The sequence below is a fragment of the Pontibacter anaerobius genome (assembly GCF_026241195.1).
GTDB lineage: Bacteria > Bacteroidota > Bacteroidia > Cytophagales > Hymenobacteraceae > Pontibacter > Pontibacter anaerobius.
Genome location: NZ_JAPFQO010000004.1, coordinates 78,318 through 95,674 on the forward strand (window position 1 = coordinate 78,318; position 17,357 = coordinate 95,674).

The 17,357-nt window shown below is 52.7% G+C and carries 13 protein-coding genes; 8 read left to right on the forward strand and 5 right to left on the reverse strand.

Annotated elements, in window-relative coordinates:
- Positions 1 to 15: 15 nt before the first annotated feature.
- From OO017_RS07825 to dnaB, 3 genes are all read right to left on the reverse strand, one after another.
- Positions 16 to 765: a PASTA domain-containing protein gene (locus OO017_RS07825; protein WP_266051913.1), complete on the reverse strand. Its 750-nt coding sequence runs from the start codon at positions 763 to 765 to the stop codon at positions 16 to 18.
- A gap of 108 nt (positions 766 to 873) precedes the next feature.
- Complete coding sequence (locus tag OO017_RS07830) at positions 874 to 3,576, reverse strand: D-alanine--D-alanine ligase family protein (RefSeq protein WP_266051914.1); 2,703 nt, start codon at positions 3,574 to 3,576, stop codon at positions 874 to 876.
- 1,240 nt (positions 3,577 to 4,816) lie between these two features.
- Complete coding sequence (gene dnaB, locus OO017_RS07835; RefSeq protein WP_266051915.1) at positions 4,817 to 6,394, reverse strand: replicative DNA helicase; 1,578 nt, start codon at positions 6,392 to 6,394, stop codon at positions 4,817 to 4,819.
- Between the two features lie 212 nt (positions 6,395 to 6,606).
- Here dnaB and OO017_RS07840 point away from each other — a divergent pair, with 212 nt between their 5' ends.
- Both OO017_RS07840 and OO017_RS07845 read left to right on the forward strand, forming a co-directional pair.
- Complete coding sequence (locus OO017_RS07840) at positions 6,607 to 7,992, forward strand: UDP-N-acetylmuramate--L-alanine ligase (RefSeq protein WP_266051916.1); 1,386 nt, start codon at positions 6,607 to 6,609, stop codon at positions 7,990 to 7,992.
- A gap of 6 nt (positions 7,993 to 7,998) precedes the next feature.
- Positions 7,999 to 8,805 (forward strand): 3'-5' exonuclease, encoded by an 807-nt coding sequence (locus OO017_RS07845; protein ID WP_266051917.1) that lies wholly within the window; start codon positions 7,999 to 8,001, stop codon positions 8,803 to 8,805.
- A 79-nt stretch (positions 8,806 to 8,884) separates the two neighbouring features.
- Here the strand turns inward: OO017_RS07845 and OO017_RS07850 are convergent, their stop codons facing one another.
- Both OO017_RS07850 and OO017_RS07855 read right to left on the reverse strand, forming a co-directional pair.
- A complete protein-coding gene (locus OO017_RS07850; protein ID WP_266051918.1) occupies positions 8,885 to 9,514 on the reverse strand; it encodes a hypothetical protein in 630 nt (209 codons plus the stop codon).
- Positions 9,515 to 9,526: 12 nt separating this feature from the next.
- Positions 9,527 to 10,321, reverse strand: coding sequence for a M48 family metallopeptidase (locus OO017_RS07855; RefSeq protein WP_266051919.1), 795 nt, complete (start codon positions 10,319 to 10,321; stop codon positions 9,527 to 9,529).
- Between the two features lie 355 nt (positions 10,322 to 10,676).
- Between OO017_RS07855 and OO017_RS07860 the strand changes: the two genes are divergently transcribed.
- The 6 genes from OO017_RS07860 to OO017_RS07885 all read left to right on the forward strand — a co-directional run bounded on the left by OO017_RS07860 (position 10,677) and on the right by OO017_RS07885 (position 17,215).
- Positions 10,677 to 11,288 carry a fumarylacetoacetate hydrolase family protein gene (locus tag OO017_RS07860; protein ID WP_266051920.1) on the forward strand — a complete coding sequence of 204 codons (612 nt, stop codon included), beginning with the start codon at positions 10,677 to 10,679 and terminating at the stop codon, positions 11,286 to 11,288.
- A complete protein-coding gene (locus tag OO017_RS07865) occupies positions 11,275 to 13,188 on the forward strand; it encodes a M23 family metallopeptidase (RefSeq protein ID WP_266051921.1) in 1,914 nt (637 codons plus the stop codon). Before OO017_RS07860 ends, OO017_RS07865 begins: the two co-directional genes overlap by 14 nt.
- Before the next feature lie 72 nt (positions 13,189 to 13,260).
- A complete protein-coding gene (bcp, locus tag OO017_RS07870; RefSeq protein ID WP_266051922.1) occupies positions 13,261 to 13,710 on the forward strand; it encodes a thioredoxin-dependent thiol peroxidase in 450 nt (149 codons plus the stop codon).
- 186 nt (positions 13,711 to 13,896) lie between these two features.
- On the forward strand, positions 13,897 to 14,754 hold the full coding sequence (locus tag OO017_RS07875) for a transketolase (RefSeq protein WP_266051923.1): 858 nt from the start codon (positions 13,897 to 13,899) through the stop codon (positions 14,752 to 14,754).
- Between the two features lie 48 nt (positions 14,755 to 14,802).
- Positions 14,803 to 16,194 carry a vWA domain-containing protein gene (locus OO017_RS07880; protein WP_266051924.1) on the forward strand — a complete coding sequence of 464 codons (1,392 nt, stop codon included), beginning with the start codon at positions 14,803 to 14,805 and terminating at the stop codon, positions 16,192 to 16,194.
- 64 nt (positions 16,195 to 16,258) lie between these two features.
- Entirely contained in the window at positions 16,259 to 17,215 is a 957-nt protein-coding gene (locus OO017_RS07885) for a transketolase family protein (protein ID WP_266051925.1), read from the forward strand.
- The last annotated feature ends 142 nt before the right edge of the window (positions 17,216 to 17,357 follow it).

Below are 17,357 nucleotides of genomic sequence, written 5' to 3' on the forward strand. Positions count from 1 at the left end.
TATACTTTAAAAAGCTTACTCAATCCCTTGCACCGGCTCCTGGCCAGCCACCCACAGGTCAACCAGCTCGCCAACGCGAATCGTAGCACCCACCTCTGCATAGGGGCGTTGCTTTACCACTGTTCCGTCCGGCTCATTGCTGCCCTGCACGTAAATAATGTTGCCGATCTGCAGCCCCTGCCCTACCAGCAGCACAGACGCCTCATCTACCGGCATTCCTACCACCTTCGGCATTTCAAACTCTGTATCACCCAAGCCATCGCCCACGTGCAGGTCCACCAATGCACCTTTCGGCACCATGTCGCCTGGCTTTACCTCCTTGCCATCCACAAACTGCTTCAGAACGGCGTTTTGCTGCAGGTCCGGCACATAGGTGATTTTGCCTTTGCGCAGGTCATAGCTTTTCAGAATCAGCTCCGCGTTCTTTACCGACCCGTCAATCAATCTTGGCATCTTGATCATCGGCGGGTTTTTCATGTTCACCGAGATGTAGATCTTACGGTTCTCCTTCACTTTGGAGCCCGGCGCCGGGTCCTGCGTCAGGATCTGAAAGGGCTCAAGGTCCGGCTTGTACGTGGAGTCGTTTATGAAGTAACGTAGGTTCTGCTCTTCCAGCAGGGTCTCGGCATCCTGCAACTGCATACCGGCTATTTTCGGCACCGAGATGCTTTCGCCATGGTTGGTGGTGGAAGGCAGGTAATAGTAGAAAAAGCCTAATATCAGAGCCGCCACAATTACGCCCATTACCAGGAGGTGTCCTATCACACCTAAAAATGAATTCGATTTAAACATTTGTATGCTTGGTTGCTGGTTGTTAGGTATCAGGATGATTTTTAAAATCTTTAACTCCCAAACTTGCTAACTTTCTAAATCTTAAATTTCTGCCTTCATGCGGGTGCGCTCTATGCCGTAGCTCAGAATGCGGTCAATGAAGTCGTATGGTTTATAGCCGTTGATGGCGGTCTGATGGAAGATGCAGGTAGCCGGCGTCATGCCTGGTAGCGAGTTCACCTCAATAATGATGGTCTCCACCTCGTCGTTCTCCAGCACGCGCACAAAGGCGTCGATACGGGCATAGCCCTCTATGTTCAAAATCTGAGCCACGTGCTTCAGGTCTTCCTTCACCTTGTCCGAGATCTTCTGGCGGCGCTCCGAGTCTGCAGCATAGCGGGCAGGCGTGATGTTCTGCCCCTCACCGGCCAGGAACTTCTCCTCCAGACTCAGCACCTCTCCCTCGGCCAAAGCCTCCGAGGCCTCAAACACCTCGTAATTCACGGTTCCGTCCGGGCTATACTTTGTCAGCAAACCGCCGGTAATCTCCAGGAAGTGCTTCGCGCCATTTCTGCTGATGAGCGTCTCCACCAGGAAGCCGGCCTTGTTCGGGAACTCCTCCTTAAAGCCCAGCGACAAGGTACGGGCACAGTCCGTGTCCAGCTCCTCCATCTCCCGGAAGATGAGCGTAGAGAAGGCATCCAGCTCCTGGCGGTTCTTAATCTTCTTCACCGCAGAGCTACAGCCGTCGTCGGCAGGCTTGGCGATGAACGGGTAATGGAACTCGGCCTCCAGGCTCTGATAAAAAGCCTCCTTATCACGCAACCAATCTTCCTTCATTGCCATTTTGTGGTGTGCTACCAGCACGCCGTGTTTGGCCAGAATTTCGTTAGTTTCATACTTGTTGATGGTGATCTGCGACGAGCGGATGCCGGAACCGTTGTACGGGATGTGCAGCTTCTCCAGTTCCTGCTGCAGCGCCCCATCCTCTCCCGGACGGCCGTGCAGGGCAATGAAAACCACGTCCACCAGGTTTTTCAGCTGATCGTAGGTGATGCGCTGCGGGTCCTGCAGGCTGCGGCCCGTATACTTTTTCGTTATACTTGATGCCTCTTCTGTAATCTGGGCCAGCACCGGGTGCGGCTTCCCGCCCTGCTCAAAGTATAGCACCTTCTCCTTGATGTCGTCGGCGTTATCCTTCAGCATGATGTTGATCGGAATCGAGTACAAACGGTGAGCCTCGTTGCTTCCGGTCAGGAAGATGGGCAGCGGCTCATACTTTATAGAAGACGACAGCTTCTCGTAAATATTGCGTCCGGACTCCACCGAAATGTGGCGCTCGGAAGAATACCCACCCATGATCACCCCCACCCGGATTTTCTCCTGGCGGTGCGCCTGCTCGTCTTTTATACTTTTATCCAGCTGCTGCAGCAGTCGCGTCAGCTTCACGGTATCCTTACCGGTCTTCAGGCGCTCTGCCACCGAGGTGCGGATAATGTAAGTCAGGAACTGCGACGGGTTCAGCCCGATCTCAGCGGCTTGGTGGAAGAAGAACGACGACGGCAGCATGCCCGAGGTCGTGTTCGGGTCGTTCAGGAAAATATCGCCGTTATCAGTGATAAAGCCATCCAGACGGGCATACACGTTAAAGCCAAAGGCCTTAAAGAGTCTGCTGGTAGCTTGCCTTATACTTTGGATCTGCTCTGTTGGCAGGTTGATCGGCGTGATCTTGCGGCTCAGGCCCGGCAGGTACTTGGAGCGGTAATCGAACACCTCGCTGCCTTTCACAATCTCGGTTGGAGGCAACGCGATCGGCTGTCCCTGCTCATCCTGCACCACAATGCAGGAGAACTCCTTGCCCTGGATAAATGCCTCCACCAGCACCTGCTGCTCGTGCTCCACGTTGGAGAGCGTGATGCTATCGGTAGCCGTTGTGCTGAAAGTATGGTTGATGTGGTTAAAAAGCTCCTCCGGGTGGTAGATGATCTGGCCATCCTCTAAAACCACCGGCATGCCAATGCCCTCGCGGATATCCACCAACTGCTTCATGCTCATCAGCTGCTTCTCCTCGCCCATCACCAGCCAGTGGCTCTTGTAAATGGTTTTGGTGAAGAAGCTGCGCTCCACGCCGGCCTCAAACGCATTAAAATCATCTTCCTTGATAATGGAAACACCGATAGAAGACCCTTGGTGCGGCGCTTTGAGTACTAGCGGCAGGTTCAGGTCGGCCTTCAGTTGCTCGAATATCTGACGACGGTTTTGCTTGTCGCTCCAGTGAGCGTACTGTATGGTTCTGTAATCCGGAGTCGGGAAGCCATGCTGCTTGAGCATCTCTTTCTGCGCCGCCTTGTCGATACCGATGGCTGATGGAAGTATGCCCGAGCCTGAATACGGGATATGGTACCACTCCAGCAAGCCCTGTATGCTGCCATCCTCGCCGTAGGGGCCGTGCAGTGCCAGGAAAGCAAAGTCAAAGTGCTGCTTGAACTCGGTTGGTTGCAGGCGCTTGCCTGCTTTGGCGATGATCTTATCCTGCTCCTCGATGCTCAGTTCGCCCAGCGACTCCAGGTAAATTTGCAGGCCGTGCTCACTCTCCGGCAGCGCCTCCACCGGCGGATAAAAATCGCGGATAGTGCCTTTGTAAATAAACTGCCAGTCGAGCAGAATGAAATTGCCCAGGCTGTCCACAAACACAGGAACGGCCTCGAAAAGAGACTTGTCTAAATTATCGTATACCGTACGGCCACCAGCAAACGAGATCTCACGCTCGCGCGATGGGCCACCGAAAATGATTCCTACTTTCATTGAAGCAAAGGTAATAAATGAGGGGCTTAAGTTAATTAGAATTTAGGAGCTTAAAAACGCAGCCCGGCTATACTTTCACTTGCAACACAATTGCAAAGCCAAAAGAGTTGCATAATGAGGATGGAATTATACTTTAGCTAGAGCTTTAGTCTATTTGTCAGAATCTTGATTTGCAGGGTAAGTTGTTGGAAAGGGTTGTTCAGCAACACGCTGTTTATTTCTGGCGCGCGTCTCCCGGCTCCTGTCCTACCAATGATGTGAAGTCTCCGACTTCACTGAGGCCGGAGGCATCAGGTTGGGTTCTGCAGGTGATTAACCTTGCACTTACAGGAAGTTAAGAGTTTAGAGCTGGGAATGATGAACCCACCCCTAACCCCTCCGAGGTGGGGAATTACAGTAAACGATTATCCAACCACCCCTGCCCCTCAGAGCTACGCTCGCTACCTTCGAACTCACGTTCTCGGTAGTCCAAGGAGGGGAGTTTCACCTCTCCCCAACCCTCTCCTTTTCTCGAGGGCCCCTACCCCCAGAACAGGAGAGGGTGCCCAGCTCAAGCTCTTTCAGCGGCGGCTATTGAATATGATCCCAGTCTTTGGGTTGAGCGCCTTGTGAGATCCGGTGCCGCGCGAGCGGCAGCGCCCTGGCGCAGGAGGGAACACCGCGCGATGCCCGAAGACGAGCCCTCCCGGGCTGGAGGGAGCCAAGGTCGGAGATGCAACTGTAGGTATGTAAGACTGAGGATCAGCAGCAGCTAGCAAGAATAACTTGTTTCAAGCTAAAGGAAGCAGCGGCTAAAGTATAGACAAGTATAAAGTATAGCCAAAGTAAAAGTATGGCTTTAGAAGCCAGTTGAGTTACAAACTCAACTTCATTATAAGACACAAGTCTGGAGACTTGCGCTAGAGGGGCTTTGTGATGCAGGGAAGAAACGGCAAAAACAGCTTGCTTCAAGTATGAAGGAAGTAGCTTTTATGCAAGTATAAAGCTTACCTTACGCGGACTAGGAAATCCGCGGCAGAGAGGTTCCGGACTAGGATATCCGGAACAGCGGGAGGGCCAGTATAGTCTAAGTACCAAGTATAACTACCTCACTCAAAACCCACTAAAACCAGAAAAGCCACTGGCTAGTGGCGCAGCGGCTAATCTTCCTTTGGCTATTCGTTTATAAGTTGATATACTTTGGCAATGTGGTTCTATAACGCACCTTACTCAAGATCTATTGTCTTATGTTATTTATACATTAAAATGGCGGTTCCTCATCGAAGCTAGAAGTAGGGAAACCTCCCCCGCTGCCGCCATCGTTCATGCGGCTACCTAAGCGTATGGCGCCCGGTGTTTCTGTATCAAAGGTACTGTTTGGCAGCGCATTAAAGCCACCCATACCATCACCTCCGCCGAAATCATCATCCAGGTTGGTAAACTTAGTGTACTTTCCGATAAATTTCAACTGCACGTTCTCCAGCGAGCCGTTACGGTGCTTGGCAATGATCACCTCTCCCACGCCTGCCGTCGGGTTGCCCATCTCGTCTTCGGTGATGCCGTAATACTCCGGACGGTACAGGAAGCACACCATGTCGGCATCCTGCTCTATCGAACCGGATTCACGAAGGTCAGATAGCTGCGGGCGTTTGTCGCCGCCACGGGTCTCCACGGCACGGCTCAACTGCGACAGCGCAATAACCGGCACGTTCAGTTCCTTCGCCAGCATCTTCAGGGCTCGTGAAATGGAGGCAATCTCCTGTTCACGGTTACCGCCACCCTTGCCGTCCGCATTACCGCTCATCAGCTGCAGATAGTCAATAATGATCATCTGGATGTCGTACTGCGCCTTGAGACGGCGGCACTTAGTACGCAACTCACGGATGGAAAGTCCTGGGGTATCATCAATAAAGATCGGCGCCTCGGTAAGCTTTGCGATTTTATGGTTGAGCTGTGCCCACTCATACTCTTCCAGGCTGCCTTTCTTTATTTTCTCAGATTCCAGTTCTGCCTCGGATGAGATGAGACGATTCACCAGCTGCAGCGAGGACATCTCCAGCGAGAATATCGCCACACCTTTGCCAAAGTCCACAGCGGCGTTGCGCATCACCGAAAGCACGAAGGCCGTTTTACCCATCGCAGGACGGGCGGCAAGTATAACCAGGTCAGATTTCTGCCAGCCGGACGTAACGCGGTCCAGCGCCGTCAGGCCAGTAGGCACACCGGTCAGACCGTCAGACTGCTTGCGCTTCTCCTCCAGTTCCTTGATGGCTTGGTGCATGAGCGATCGCATGTCGTCGAAGTTCTTGCGGATGTTGGATTCCGATACCTCGTACAGCTTTGCCTCGGTCTTGTCGAGCAGCTCGAAAACGTCGGTGGTATCCTCGAAGGCGCTGGAAAGCACCTCGGATGAAATAGAAATGAGATCGCGCTTGATGGAGTTCTCCGTGATGATACGGGCGTGGTACTCGATGTTGGCGGCGGAGTTTACGCGTGTGGTCAGCTGCGTTACATAGTAAGCGCCCCCGGCCAGCTCCAGCTCCCCGTGCTCCCGCAGTTCCTGCGTCACTGTCAGGATATCGATTGGCTCCGATTTATCGAACAGGGCCAGAATTGCCTTAAAAATACGCTGATGCGCCTCTTTGTAAAAACTCTGCGGACGCAGAATATCAATTACGTTCGTAAGCGCGTCTTTCTCCAGCATCAGAGCGCCTAACACGGCCTCTTCCAAATCAAGTGCCTGTGGCGGCTTCTTGCCTAGCTCCGAAATAACGGGGGCTTTTTTCTGCCATCCGTTGCGGTTGCCTGCTGGCCGCACATTCATTTTCATCTCCTCCATAAGCACAAAGATATATCCTTATATATCCCGCGCCCGAAAAATGTTCGTAAAAATTGCCAACCGGCCTTTCAACACAAACACGGCCAGCTTTGCACAGGATATCCACACCAATATACACATATCCACAAAGTATCCACATATTAACGTATAGCTATTTTAAATTAGCTAAGTACTTATAACTTTGTCTGATTGAGTATACCAAAGAGTTGCATATGGAGAAGAAGGATTTTCAGTACATACATCTTATTGCCATGGGCGGTAGCATCATGCACAACCTGGCGCTGGCTCTGCACGATAAGGGCCTGATAGTGACGGGTTCGGATGATGAGATTTACGAGCCAGCCAGAAGCCGCCTGGCCGCCGCTGGCATTCTGCCGGAGCAGGAAGGCTGGTTTCCGGAGAAACTGGACACCAAACCGGACGCGGTTATACTTGGCATGCACGCCCGCCCCGACAACCCGGAGCTGAAGCGTGCGCAGGAGCTGAACATCTCGATCTACTCTTTCCCGGAGTTTATTTACGAGCAGAGCCGCGACAAGCAGCGCGTGGTGATTGGCGGCAGCCACGGCAAAACCACCATCACAAGTATGATCATGCACGTGCTCCAGCACCTGGGCCGCAAATTCGACTATGCCGTGGGCGCGCAATTGGAAGGGTTTGACCGTATGGTGAAGTTGTCGGACGATGCGCCGGTGATTATTATTGAGGGCGATGAGTACCTTTCTGACCCGATCAAGCGAATCCCGAAATTCCACCTGTACTACCACCACATTGCCGTGATCAGCGGCATCAGCTGGGATCACATCAATGTGTTCCCGGACCCGGACATATACCGCGACCAGTTCCGCATTTTTGCTGAGATGACGCCAAAGGCCGGAACGCTGATCTACAACCAGGACGACGAGCAGGTGCAACTGGTGAGCGTGCCACGCAACCCGGCCGACATCTCCTACATCGGTTACGGCGTGCACGAGCATAGCATCCGCAACGGCAAAACCATCCTGCACACCAAGAAAGAAGGTGATGTGGAGGTGCAGCTGTTCGGGGAGCACAACCTGCGCAACCTGAACGCGGCCAAGGAAGTGTGCAAAAAGATCGGCGTGAAAGCCCACGATTTTTACGAGGCCATGAAAACCTTTAAAGGAGCGGCCAAACGCATGCAGAAATTGGGTGAGTCGGCTACGGCCAACATTTACCGCGATTTTGCCCATGCCCCATCCAAGGTAAAAGCTAGCACGGAGGCCGTGAAGAAACAGTTTCCGCAGCGTGAGCTGGTGGCGGTGCTGGAGCTCCATACCTTCAGCAGCCTCAACAAGAAGTTCATACCGCAGTATGCCGGAGCCCTGGACCTGGCTGATGAGCCGATCGTGTTCTTCAGCCCGAAAACCCTGGAGCACAAGCGCATGGAAATGCTGACAGAGCAGGAACTGAAAGACGCTTTCAGAAACCCTAACTTGAAAGTATACACCGACTCGGAGGCACTGCAGCAGCACCTGCTGGAGCACAACTGGCAGAACGCCAACCTGCTGCTGATGAGCTCAGGCACCTATAACAACATTAACCTGGAGGCGCTAACGCAGGCGGTTCTGAAAGCATAACAACGTATGAAACTACACCTCAAGCGCCCCATCGTATTCTTCGACCTCGAAACCACCGGCACCGATATTGGGAAGGACCGCATCGTGGAACTGAGCGCTCTTAAAGTAATGCCGAACGGTGAGGAAATCCTGAAAACGCGCCGCATCAACCCCACTATTCCGATTCCGCTGGAGTCGAGCCTGATCCATAAGATCTATGACGAGGATGTGGCCGACTGCCCTACCTTTAAGCAGGTGGCCCACGACCTGAACAAGTTTCTGGAGGGCTGTGATCTGGGTGGCTACAACGTGCTGCGCTTCGATATTCCGTTGCTGGCAGAGGAGTTTCTGCGCTGCGACATTGACTTCGACATTGAGAACCGCAACATTGTGGATGCCTGCCGTATTTTCCACCAGATGGAGCAGCGCACGCTGTCGGCGGCCTACAAGTTCTACTGTAACAAAACCCTGGACAACGCCCACAGCGCCGAGGCCGACACCGTGGCTACCTATGAGATACTGAAAGCCCAGCTGGACCGCTACCAGGAAACGCCTTTTGAGACATCGGAAGGTACAACAGAGTACCCGGTGCAGAATGACATGGGTGCATTGCACAAGTTCACCTTCCAAAAAACCGCTGACCTGTCGGGTCGCATTGTGTACAACAACGCCGGCCAAGAGGTTTTTAACTTCGGGAAGTATAAGAATGTGCCGGTGGAGGAAGTGCTGCAGAAGGAGCCAAGCTATTACGACTGGATGATGAAAAGCGAATTCCCGCTTTTCACCAAAAAGATCCTGACGCGCATCAGGCTGCGTGGCATGCAGGTATCGTAACTAAAGATTAAAGAGCAATAAAATGAGAAGGGGCAGCTAAAGTTTAGCTGCCCCTTCTCATTTAGAGTATAAATCATTCTTATCGATTTTTGCCATTCCGCTCACGGCTGGAGCGTACTGCCTGATCCTTCAGCAGGGTATTCCCTTCAGAGTAACGGTGCTCACAGTTATTTCCGGGAGCACGCGAGGAGCACTGGCAGCCTGTTATACGGTTACCCGAAAACGTGAAGTAACAGAAGCCACAGCCAGCGGAGGACTTACAAATATGACGGGCTCCTTTGCTGCTTAAGTACAGGCTATTGTCTGCGGCCAGGTCCAGCTCCAGCGCCATACTTCTGTAAGCGCCGTTCTGCATGCCCAAACCCACCAGGTAGTAAGCAGGCTCATCCTCCTTTGTCTCCTGCACTTTCCGGATCATCACTTTATCCACCACCGTACCATCTCCGAACTCACGGATAAAGGGCTGCATCAGCTGCTCTGTCGGCACAATGTAATCTACTGTATCAAACACGACCTGTGCCAAGAGCTTCCCGTCATAGGGTATCTCCGCCACCTCTTCAGCGTCTTCCGGGTTCACAGTACTTTCTTCCTGTATAAACTCACGGGTGGAGCAGGCCGAAGAGGCCAGAAGAAGAAAGAACAGCAGGTACAGCAACCTGCCCCTGTTCAGGGTAACGCCAAACGAGTGGCTTCTCTTGTCTGTGGTCATGTGGTAAGGTTTTTAGCGCTTGTAATACTGCAGCGCCTCAGGCATGTGCTTTTTCAGGTCTGCCTGCCTGGTACCGGCGCTTGGGTGTGTGGACAGGAACTCCGGCGGGGCCTGGCCTCCGCTCTTCGCCTCCATCCTCTGCCAGAAAGGTACAGCTTCTTCTGGATTATATCCAGCCATCGCCATAAAAATTAAGCCAAGCCTGTCGGCCTCTGACTCCTGGGTACGTCCATACTTGAGTAGGCCTATCTGCGAACCTACTCCATATACAGCCATCACCAGGTTCTGTGCCGTACCCGGCTGAGCACCAGCTAGTGCCGATAAGGTCTGGCCTCCGAACTGCTGCGCCAGCTGCTGGCTCATGCGCTCGTTACCGTGCTTGGCAATGGCGTGGGCAATCTCGTGGCCCATCACCACGGCAAGGCCCGTCTCGTTTTGGGCTACCGGAAGTATGCCGGTATAAACCACGGTTTTACCGCCTGCCATAGCCCATGCGTTCACCTGCTCATCCTCGATCAGGTTAAACTCCCACTGGAAGCCCTGCAGCTCCTGCGACAGGCCGTTGGCAGCCATGTATTCCTCCACGGCCCGCTGTATGCGCTGGCCGGCACGCTTCACCATAGCCGTAGCCTGGGCGTCGCGCGATAGTTTGTGTTCCTTCAGAAACTGATCGTAGGCATCATAGCTCAGCGACTGCATCTGCGCATCAGACACCAGGTTTAGCTGTCGGCGGCCCGTAATCGGTACCGTTGTACAGGCCACAAACGTGACCACAGCTATTGTAAACGCAATAATTTTCTTATACATCTTCGTAAAATTTTAGTGGCTTTCTAAAACGGGCTTCAAATTTTGAACCAATTTTAAGAAAACCTATCGCAATTATATGAACAAATTAGCATAAATCTATACTTCAAAAACCATTTTCTGAGCTGACATACTCAGTCTCAGCGGCTTTAAAGCAAGGTTCCTGCACAAGTATACGATACCTTGCCTTGTCAGAGTTATAATTCGTAGAGCCGGTATTATTGCACCTGATGTCAGCAGGAAAGTTTAGGTGCGGGCAACCATAACACACTGTTCCGCAGATATTTTTTTCATCGATTTACTGGGCCTCTGCGTTATAAATCCTATTTTTGAAAATAGAACCGTAAAATTCCTTTACATGAAAATATTAGCCATCGGCAGGAACTATGCCGATCATATTGCCGAGCTTAAAAACGAGGTACCCGACGAGCCTGTGATATTTTTTAAACCCGACACAGCCGTGCTGCGCAACAATGAGCCCTTTTACTACCCGGAATACAGCAACGACATCCACCACGAGGTAGAACTGATTCTGCGCATCAGCCGCGAGGGCAAGAACATCGAGAAGAAATTCGCACATAAGTACTACGATGCCATAGGCCTGGGCATAGACTTTACGGCCCGCGACATACAGGCAAAAGCCAAAAGCAAAGGCCTGCCCTGGACACTGGCCAAAGGCTTTAACGGCTCCGCTCCTGTTTCAGAGTTCCTGCCACTGTCAGATTTTCCGGATCTGCGGAACATAAACTTCAGGCTGGAGGTGAACGGCGAGACAAAACAGCAGGGCAACTCAAAGATGATGATGAACGATTTTGACGACATCATTGCTTACATTTCTAAATTTATTACCCTGAAAAAGGGAGATATTATATATACAGGTACACCTGAGGGCGTAGGCCCCGTAAAAATTGGAGACAGGCTGGAAGGATATGTTGAAGACAAGAAACTCCTCGATTTTGAAGTTAAATAAGAAGCGGCTTGCCACAGCCATACTTACTGTGTTTACCGGCTTTGGCGCCATGGCGCAGATGCCCGCCGAACCGGCTATGCCCGCCCCGGCAGATTATTTCCTGTTCCCGATAAAGCCGGGGGAGCGCAATTACCTGTCAGGTACGATGGGCGAGATACGCTCTAACCATTTCCACGGTGGGCTTGACATTAAAACCGACCAGCGTGTGGGCTTAAACGTACACGCCGCCGCCGACGGCTATATCTCGCGGGTAAAGCAATCCAGCTACGGGTATGGCAACATCATTTACGTAACGCACCCGAACGGGCTGGTAACCACCTACGCCCACCTACTGGAGTACTACAAGCCGCTGGCCGACTACATGCTGCAGAAGCAGTACGAGAAGCAGGTATTTGACCTGGAGCTTTTCCCGGAGCCGGGGCAGTTCCCTGTGAAACGTGGCGACGTGATCGGCCTGTCGGGCAACACCGGCGGCTCAGGTGGCCCGCACCTGCATTTTGAGATCCGGGATAAGGAGGACCGCCTTTACAACCCGCTCCGCTATACTTTTAAAGAGGTACTCGACACCACCCCACCAGATATTTATAGTATAGGCATTTCGCCGCTTAACATACATGCCCGTGTAGGCAATGCATTTGAGCGGGCCGAGCTGCGCACAAAGCAGGTGGGCACCAACTATAGCCTGGCCGATACCGTGTTTGCCCATGGCCTGGTCGGGTTAGAGCTGCAGACCATTGACCGCCTGGACGGCGCCACAAACAAAAACGGCACCCAGGAGGTAACGCTGTTTGTAAACGGCGAGCAGCTGTACACCCACTACATCGACAGGGTGCCTTTTGAGCTTTCGCGTCAAGTGTCGCAGCACATAAACTACGACCAGTACAAACGCCGTGGCCGAACGTTCCAGAAAGCCTTTGTGGACCACGGCAACGACCTGCCACTCTACAAAGCCAATGGGTATGATGGCCGACTAAAAGTGCAGCCGGATTCAGTGTACCAGGTAAAACTGGTGGCCCGCGATTCTTATAACAACACCTCTACCCTCAGCTTTACGGTAAAGGGGCAGAAACCCTCGTTTACACAAACCAAGTCTGCCAGTGTAAAGAAACCGGACATTGCTTATGAAGTGATCGGGAATGTGCTGAAGATAAGCGCTACTGACACCAGCAGCACACCACAGAACATCGAGTTGTTTAAGGGCGGAAAGACGATGATGTTGGTACCGAGTTATATCAACAACTCCGTATCGGTAAGCCTGTATGACCTGCGTGCCGGAATACCGGACTCCATGCGCTTCTGCGGCCTGAACACCAGTATTGGCCTGGAGCAGATGGTTCCGCCGGCGCAGGATTTCCAGTTTAGAAACGATTACCTGAAGGTGTCCTTCGACAAGCAGTCGCTGTACGATACGCTGTACCTGCATACCAACCTGGACAAGGGCGTGTACACGATCGGCGATTACTTTACCCCCCTGCACAAGGCCGTGAAAGTGACCATTAAGGCAGACACTACCGGTATAGACAAGCGTAAGGCGGCGGTATACTTCCTGGGCACCGGGCGGGGCCGTGGCTTTACCGGCGGCAAATGGGAGGGCAACACCATCACCTTCTACACCAAAAACATGGGTAAGTTTAAAGTGCTCGAAGATACCAAGGAGCCTTACATCAGGTTAATCAGCAAGAGCCGTAACGGCATCAGCTTTAAAATCTCAGATGACCTGTCAGGCTTGAACTCGTTTAACGCGTGGGTAGACGGAAAATGGATACTGATGAAGTATGAGCACAAAAACGCCACCATCTGGTCCGAGAAGTTGGACAAAAGTATACCTTTGTCCGGTGAGGTAGTTTTGAAGGTGAAGGATAACGCCGGCAACGAAGCCACCTATACTACCAGAATTTGATTTGACACCGAAATACGTAGCACGACATCAAAAGCTTGACATCTCGGGCTACGAGATACCTAAAAAAGAACTATGACACTCAACATCGGAGACAAAGCGCCTGAGTTTGAAGGCAAAGATCAGAATGGAAACACCGTGAAGCTGAGCGACTACCGCGGCAAGAAAGTGGTTTTATACTTCTACCCCAAAGACAACACCCCCGGCTGCACCGCCCAGAGCTGCAACCTGCGCGACAACTACAGCAACCTGCAGCAGGAAGGCTACGAAGTGATCGGGGTAAGTATAGACGGGGAGAAATCGCACCAGAACTTTATCGGCAAGTATGAGCTGCCCTTCACCCTGATCGCCGACACCGATAAGCAGATCGTGGAGCAATATGGCGTTTGGCAGGAGAAATCGATGTATGGCCGCAAATACATGGGCACCATGCGCTATACTTTCGTCATTGATGAGAACGGCACCATCCAGAACATCATCACGAAAGTGAAAACCAAGGACCATGCCTCCCAGATTTTGAAGTAAAACATAAACGCAGCTGCCACCTTCCGCAGCTGCGTTTTTTTGTTATATTTGGAAATCAGTACAAGTATACCTGTTGCAGGGTATGAGTTTAAAGCGCCGCTGGATTTATACTTTGAAGTATAAACCAGACAATTAGAAACCCGGCAACAAAGCAATTATACCGTTTAACCAAAACAATAAACTAACGTGAATCCACATAACCTAAGCATCGAAGAGCTGAAGCAGACCGCCGCGCAGGTTCGCCGCGACATAGTGCGCATGGTGCACGCCGTAAACTCAGGCCACCCAGGTGGTTCCCTTGGCTGCACAGACTACTTCGTGTCGCTGTATTTCCGGATGATGAACTACAGCACCGACTTTACGATGGACGGACAGGGCGAAGACCTTTTCTTCCTCTCAAACGGGCACATTTCCCCGGTTTGGTACAGCACACTGGCGCGCGCCGGCTTCTTCGACATAAAAGAGCTTGCCACCTTCCGTAAGCTTAACTCACGGTTACAGGGCCACCCTACTACCCATGAGGGGCTTCCGGGCGTTCGCATTTCCTCCGGCTCACTGGGCCAGGGTTTGTCAGCAGCTCTCGGGGCGGCGCAGACTAAGAAACTGAATAAAGACAAAAGCCTGGTGTATGTGCTGATGGGCGACGGCGAGTTGGAGGAAGGCCAGATCTGGGAAGCCGCCATGTATGCCGCACATCATAAGGTAGACAACATCATCGCCACAGTGGACAGAAACGGCCAGCAGATAGACGGTTCTACCGAGGAGGTAATGAGCCTGGGTGACCTTGCTGCCAAGTTCAGAGCTTTTGGCTGGCATGTGCTGGAGGCCGACGGCAACAACTTCGAGCTGCTGCTACCCGCCCTGGAACATGCTAAGGCGGCCACAGGAAACGGCAAGCCGGTCATAATCCTAATGGACACAGAGATGGGCTACGGGGTAGACTTTATGATGGGCTCGCACAAGTGGCACGGCGTGGCACCAAACGATGAGCAGCTGGAGATAGCCCTGCAGCAGCTTGCCGTGGAATCAGCATCCGACTATTAATTTTTACTTGCATAGCCTGACCCCATACACCCCTTCTGGTTTTAGCGCATGGTAAGCTGGAGCAAAAGTATAGCCGCCCTCCTTTTATTGCTGATGTTCTCGGCAACAGGGGCTGCTTTTGCCCAGGAGAAAAAACCACAGCCTAAAACACGCATCCTTTTTCTGCTGGATGCCTCCGGAAGTATGATGGCCAAGTGGGAGAACAGCGACCGCATGGCCGTAGCCAAAAACCTGCTGAGCCACCTGGTGGACTCGCTGGACCGCTACGAAAACGTGGAGGTGGCGCTACGGGCGTATGGCCACCAGTACGGGCGCGAGCGAAACGACTGCAAAGACACCAAACTGGAGGTACCTTTTGGCGAGAACAATGCCGAGGCCATTAAAAAAGAGCTGAAGGCGATCGTGCCCCGGGGCAATACCCCGATCACCTACTCGCTGCAGCAGGCCGCAGGCGATTTTCCGGAAGACCGCTCCCGCAACGTGGTCATACTTATTACGGATGGATTGGAGTCTTGCGGCGGTGACCCGTGCGCCACCTCGGAGGCACTGCAGAAGAAGCGTATTTTCCTGCGCCCCTTCGTGATCGGTATCGGCATTGAGCCGGAGCAGGAGCAGCAGCTCAACTGCATCGGCCAGTACTTCAACGCCGCCGATATCAAAACCTTCGAAACGGTGCTGACCGAGATCGTGACGCAAACGCTGAGCAAAACAACCGTGAGCGTGGAGCTGCTGGATGAGGAGGGCCGCCCTCGCGAAACAGGCGTGAACATGACCTTTGTGAACACACTGACCGGTGAGGCGGAGTATGATTACGTGCACTTCCTGGACGACAAGGGCAAAACCGACGTGCTGGATGTGGATGCACTCCTGCCTTACCACCTGCTGGTGAACACCACACCACCGGTGCTGGAACGCAACCTCAAGATTAAGCCCGGCAAGCACAACGTGATAAAGGTTAAAGCACCGCAGGGGGAGCTCTACCTGCGCCAAGATGGCCCATCGCCGTACCGCATCCTGAACACCATTGTGCGCCCCGCAGGCTCTGACAAAACGCTTAACGTGCAAACCTTCGGTTACAAACACAAGTATCTGGCTGGCAAGTATGATTTGGAAATCCTGACAATGCCGCGCATCATCATGCGCAACGTGGAAGTAAAGCAAGGAGAGACCAATACCATCACCATCCCGCCACCCGGGCAATTGGCCATACCATCGCAGGTTCAGGGCTACGGCAGCGTGTATGAGCTGCACGAGAGCGGTGCCCAGCGCTGGTTATGCAACCTGCCGGAAGATAACAGCAAACTAACCATGGCGCTGCAGCCTGGCAAGTATAAACTGGTGTACAGAATGAAGTCCTCGCAATCAAGTAAGTTCACTTTTGTGCAGGACTTTACCATCCGGTCGGGCGCAACAACAACCGTAAAGATTTTTAACAGATAAAGAGGCCTTCCTGAAGTATAAACTGAGAGAGCGGCCCTCCATAAGCTTTAGAAAAAACACACAGATGAAAGAGTATACTTATACAGAGAAAAAAGACACGCGCTCCGGCTTTGGCGACGGTCTGCTGGAGCTGGGCCGCAAAAACCCGAACGTGGTAGGCCTTTGCGCCGACCTTATCGGATCCCTTAAAATGGGTGCCTTCCAGAAAGAGTTTCCGGAGCGTTTCTTCCAGGTAGGTATAGCCGAGGCCAACATGATCGGCCTGGCCGCAGGTATGACCATAGGAGGCAAGATTCCGTTTACCGGTACCTTCGCCAATTTCTCTACCGGCCGCGTGTACGACCAGATCCGCCAGTCGGTGGCCTACTCCGGCAAAAACGTGAAGATCTGTGCCTCGCACGCAGGCCTTACCCTGGGCGAGGACGGTGCCACGCACCAGATCCTGGAAGACATCGGCATGATGAAAATGCTGCCCGGCATGACCGTGATCAACCCGTGTGATTATAACCAGACCAAAGCCGCCACACTGGCCATCGCCGAGCACGAGGGTCCGGTTTACCTGCGCTTCGGCCGTCCCGTAGTGCCTATCTTCACCCCTGCCGACCAGAAGTTTGAGATCGGTAAAGCGGTGATGCTGAACGAGGGAACGGATGTAAGTATATTCGCCACCGGCCATCTGGTTTGGAAAGCCATACTTGCCGGTAAGCTACTGGCAGACAAAGGCATTTCGGCTGAGATCATCAACATCCATACGATCAAGCCACTGGATACGGAGGCTGTACTGAAGTCTGTAGCCAAGACGGGCTGCGTGGTATCGGCAGAGGAGCACAACCGCCTCGGTGGCCTCGGCGACAGCATTGCACAGGCACTGGCCACCACCCAACCTGCCCCGCAGGAGTATGTGGCCGTAAACGACACCTTCGGGGAGTCTGGCACGCCAGAAGAGCTGATGGAAAAGTATGGCCTGACCGAGAATGACATTGTGGCCGCCGTGGAGCGCGTCATCAGCAGAAAGAAATAGGTTTTATACCGTAGATAATTGGAGGGAGGTGCCGCGGCATCTCCCTCTTTTTTTATTTACTTGCTGTTTACCCAAGGGAGATCTGCTATTTCAAGCTAAAGTATAAACCTTTTCTTGCGCAAGTATTTATACTTGTGTCTTT

What these genes read in the sequence shown, in the direction of transcription:
- OO017_RS07830 (WP_266051914.1), bottom strand. Translation starts at nt 3,576, where the DNA reads ATGAAAGTAGGAATCATTTTCGGTGGCCCATCGCGCGAGCGTGAGATC.
- dnaB (WP_266051915.1), bottom strand. Translation starts at nt 6,394, where the DNA reads ATGGAGGAGATGAAAATGAATGTGCGGCCAGCAGGCAACCGCAACGGA.
- OO017_RS07840 (WP_266051916.1), top strand. Translation starts at nt 6,607, where the DNA reads ATGGAGAAGAAGGATTTTCAGTACATACATCTTATTGCCATGGGCGGT.
- OO017_RS07845 (WP_266051917.1), top strand. Translation starts at nt 7,999, where the DNA reads ATGAAACTACACCTCAAGCGCCCCATCGTATTCTTCGACCTCGAAACC.
- OO017_RS07850 (WP_266051918.1), bottom strand. Translation starts at nt 9,514, where the DNA reads ATGACCACAGACAAGAGAAGCCACTCGTTTGGCGTTACCCTGAACAGG.
- OO017_RS07855 (WP_266051919.1), bottom strand. Translation starts at nt 10,321, where the DNA reads ATGTATAAGAAAATTATTGCGTTTACAATAGCTGTGGTCACGTTTGTG.
- OO017_RS07860 (WP_266051920.1), top strand. Translation starts at nt 10,677, where the DNA reads ATGAAAATATTAGCCATCGGCAGGAACTATGCCGATCATATTGCCGAG.
- bcp (WP_266051922.1), top strand. Translation starts at nt 13,261, where the DNA reads ATGACACTCAACATCGGAGACAAAGCGCCTGAGTTTGAAGGCAAAGAT.
- OO017_RS07880 (WP_266051924.1), top strand. Translation starts at nt 14,803, where the DNA reads ATGGTAAGCTGGAGCAAAAGTATAGCCGCCCTCCTTTTATTGCTGATG.
- OO017_RS07885 (WP_266051925.1), top strand. Translation starts at nt 16,259, where the DNA reads ATGAAAGAGTATACTTATACAGAGAAAAAAGACACGCGCTCCGGCTTT.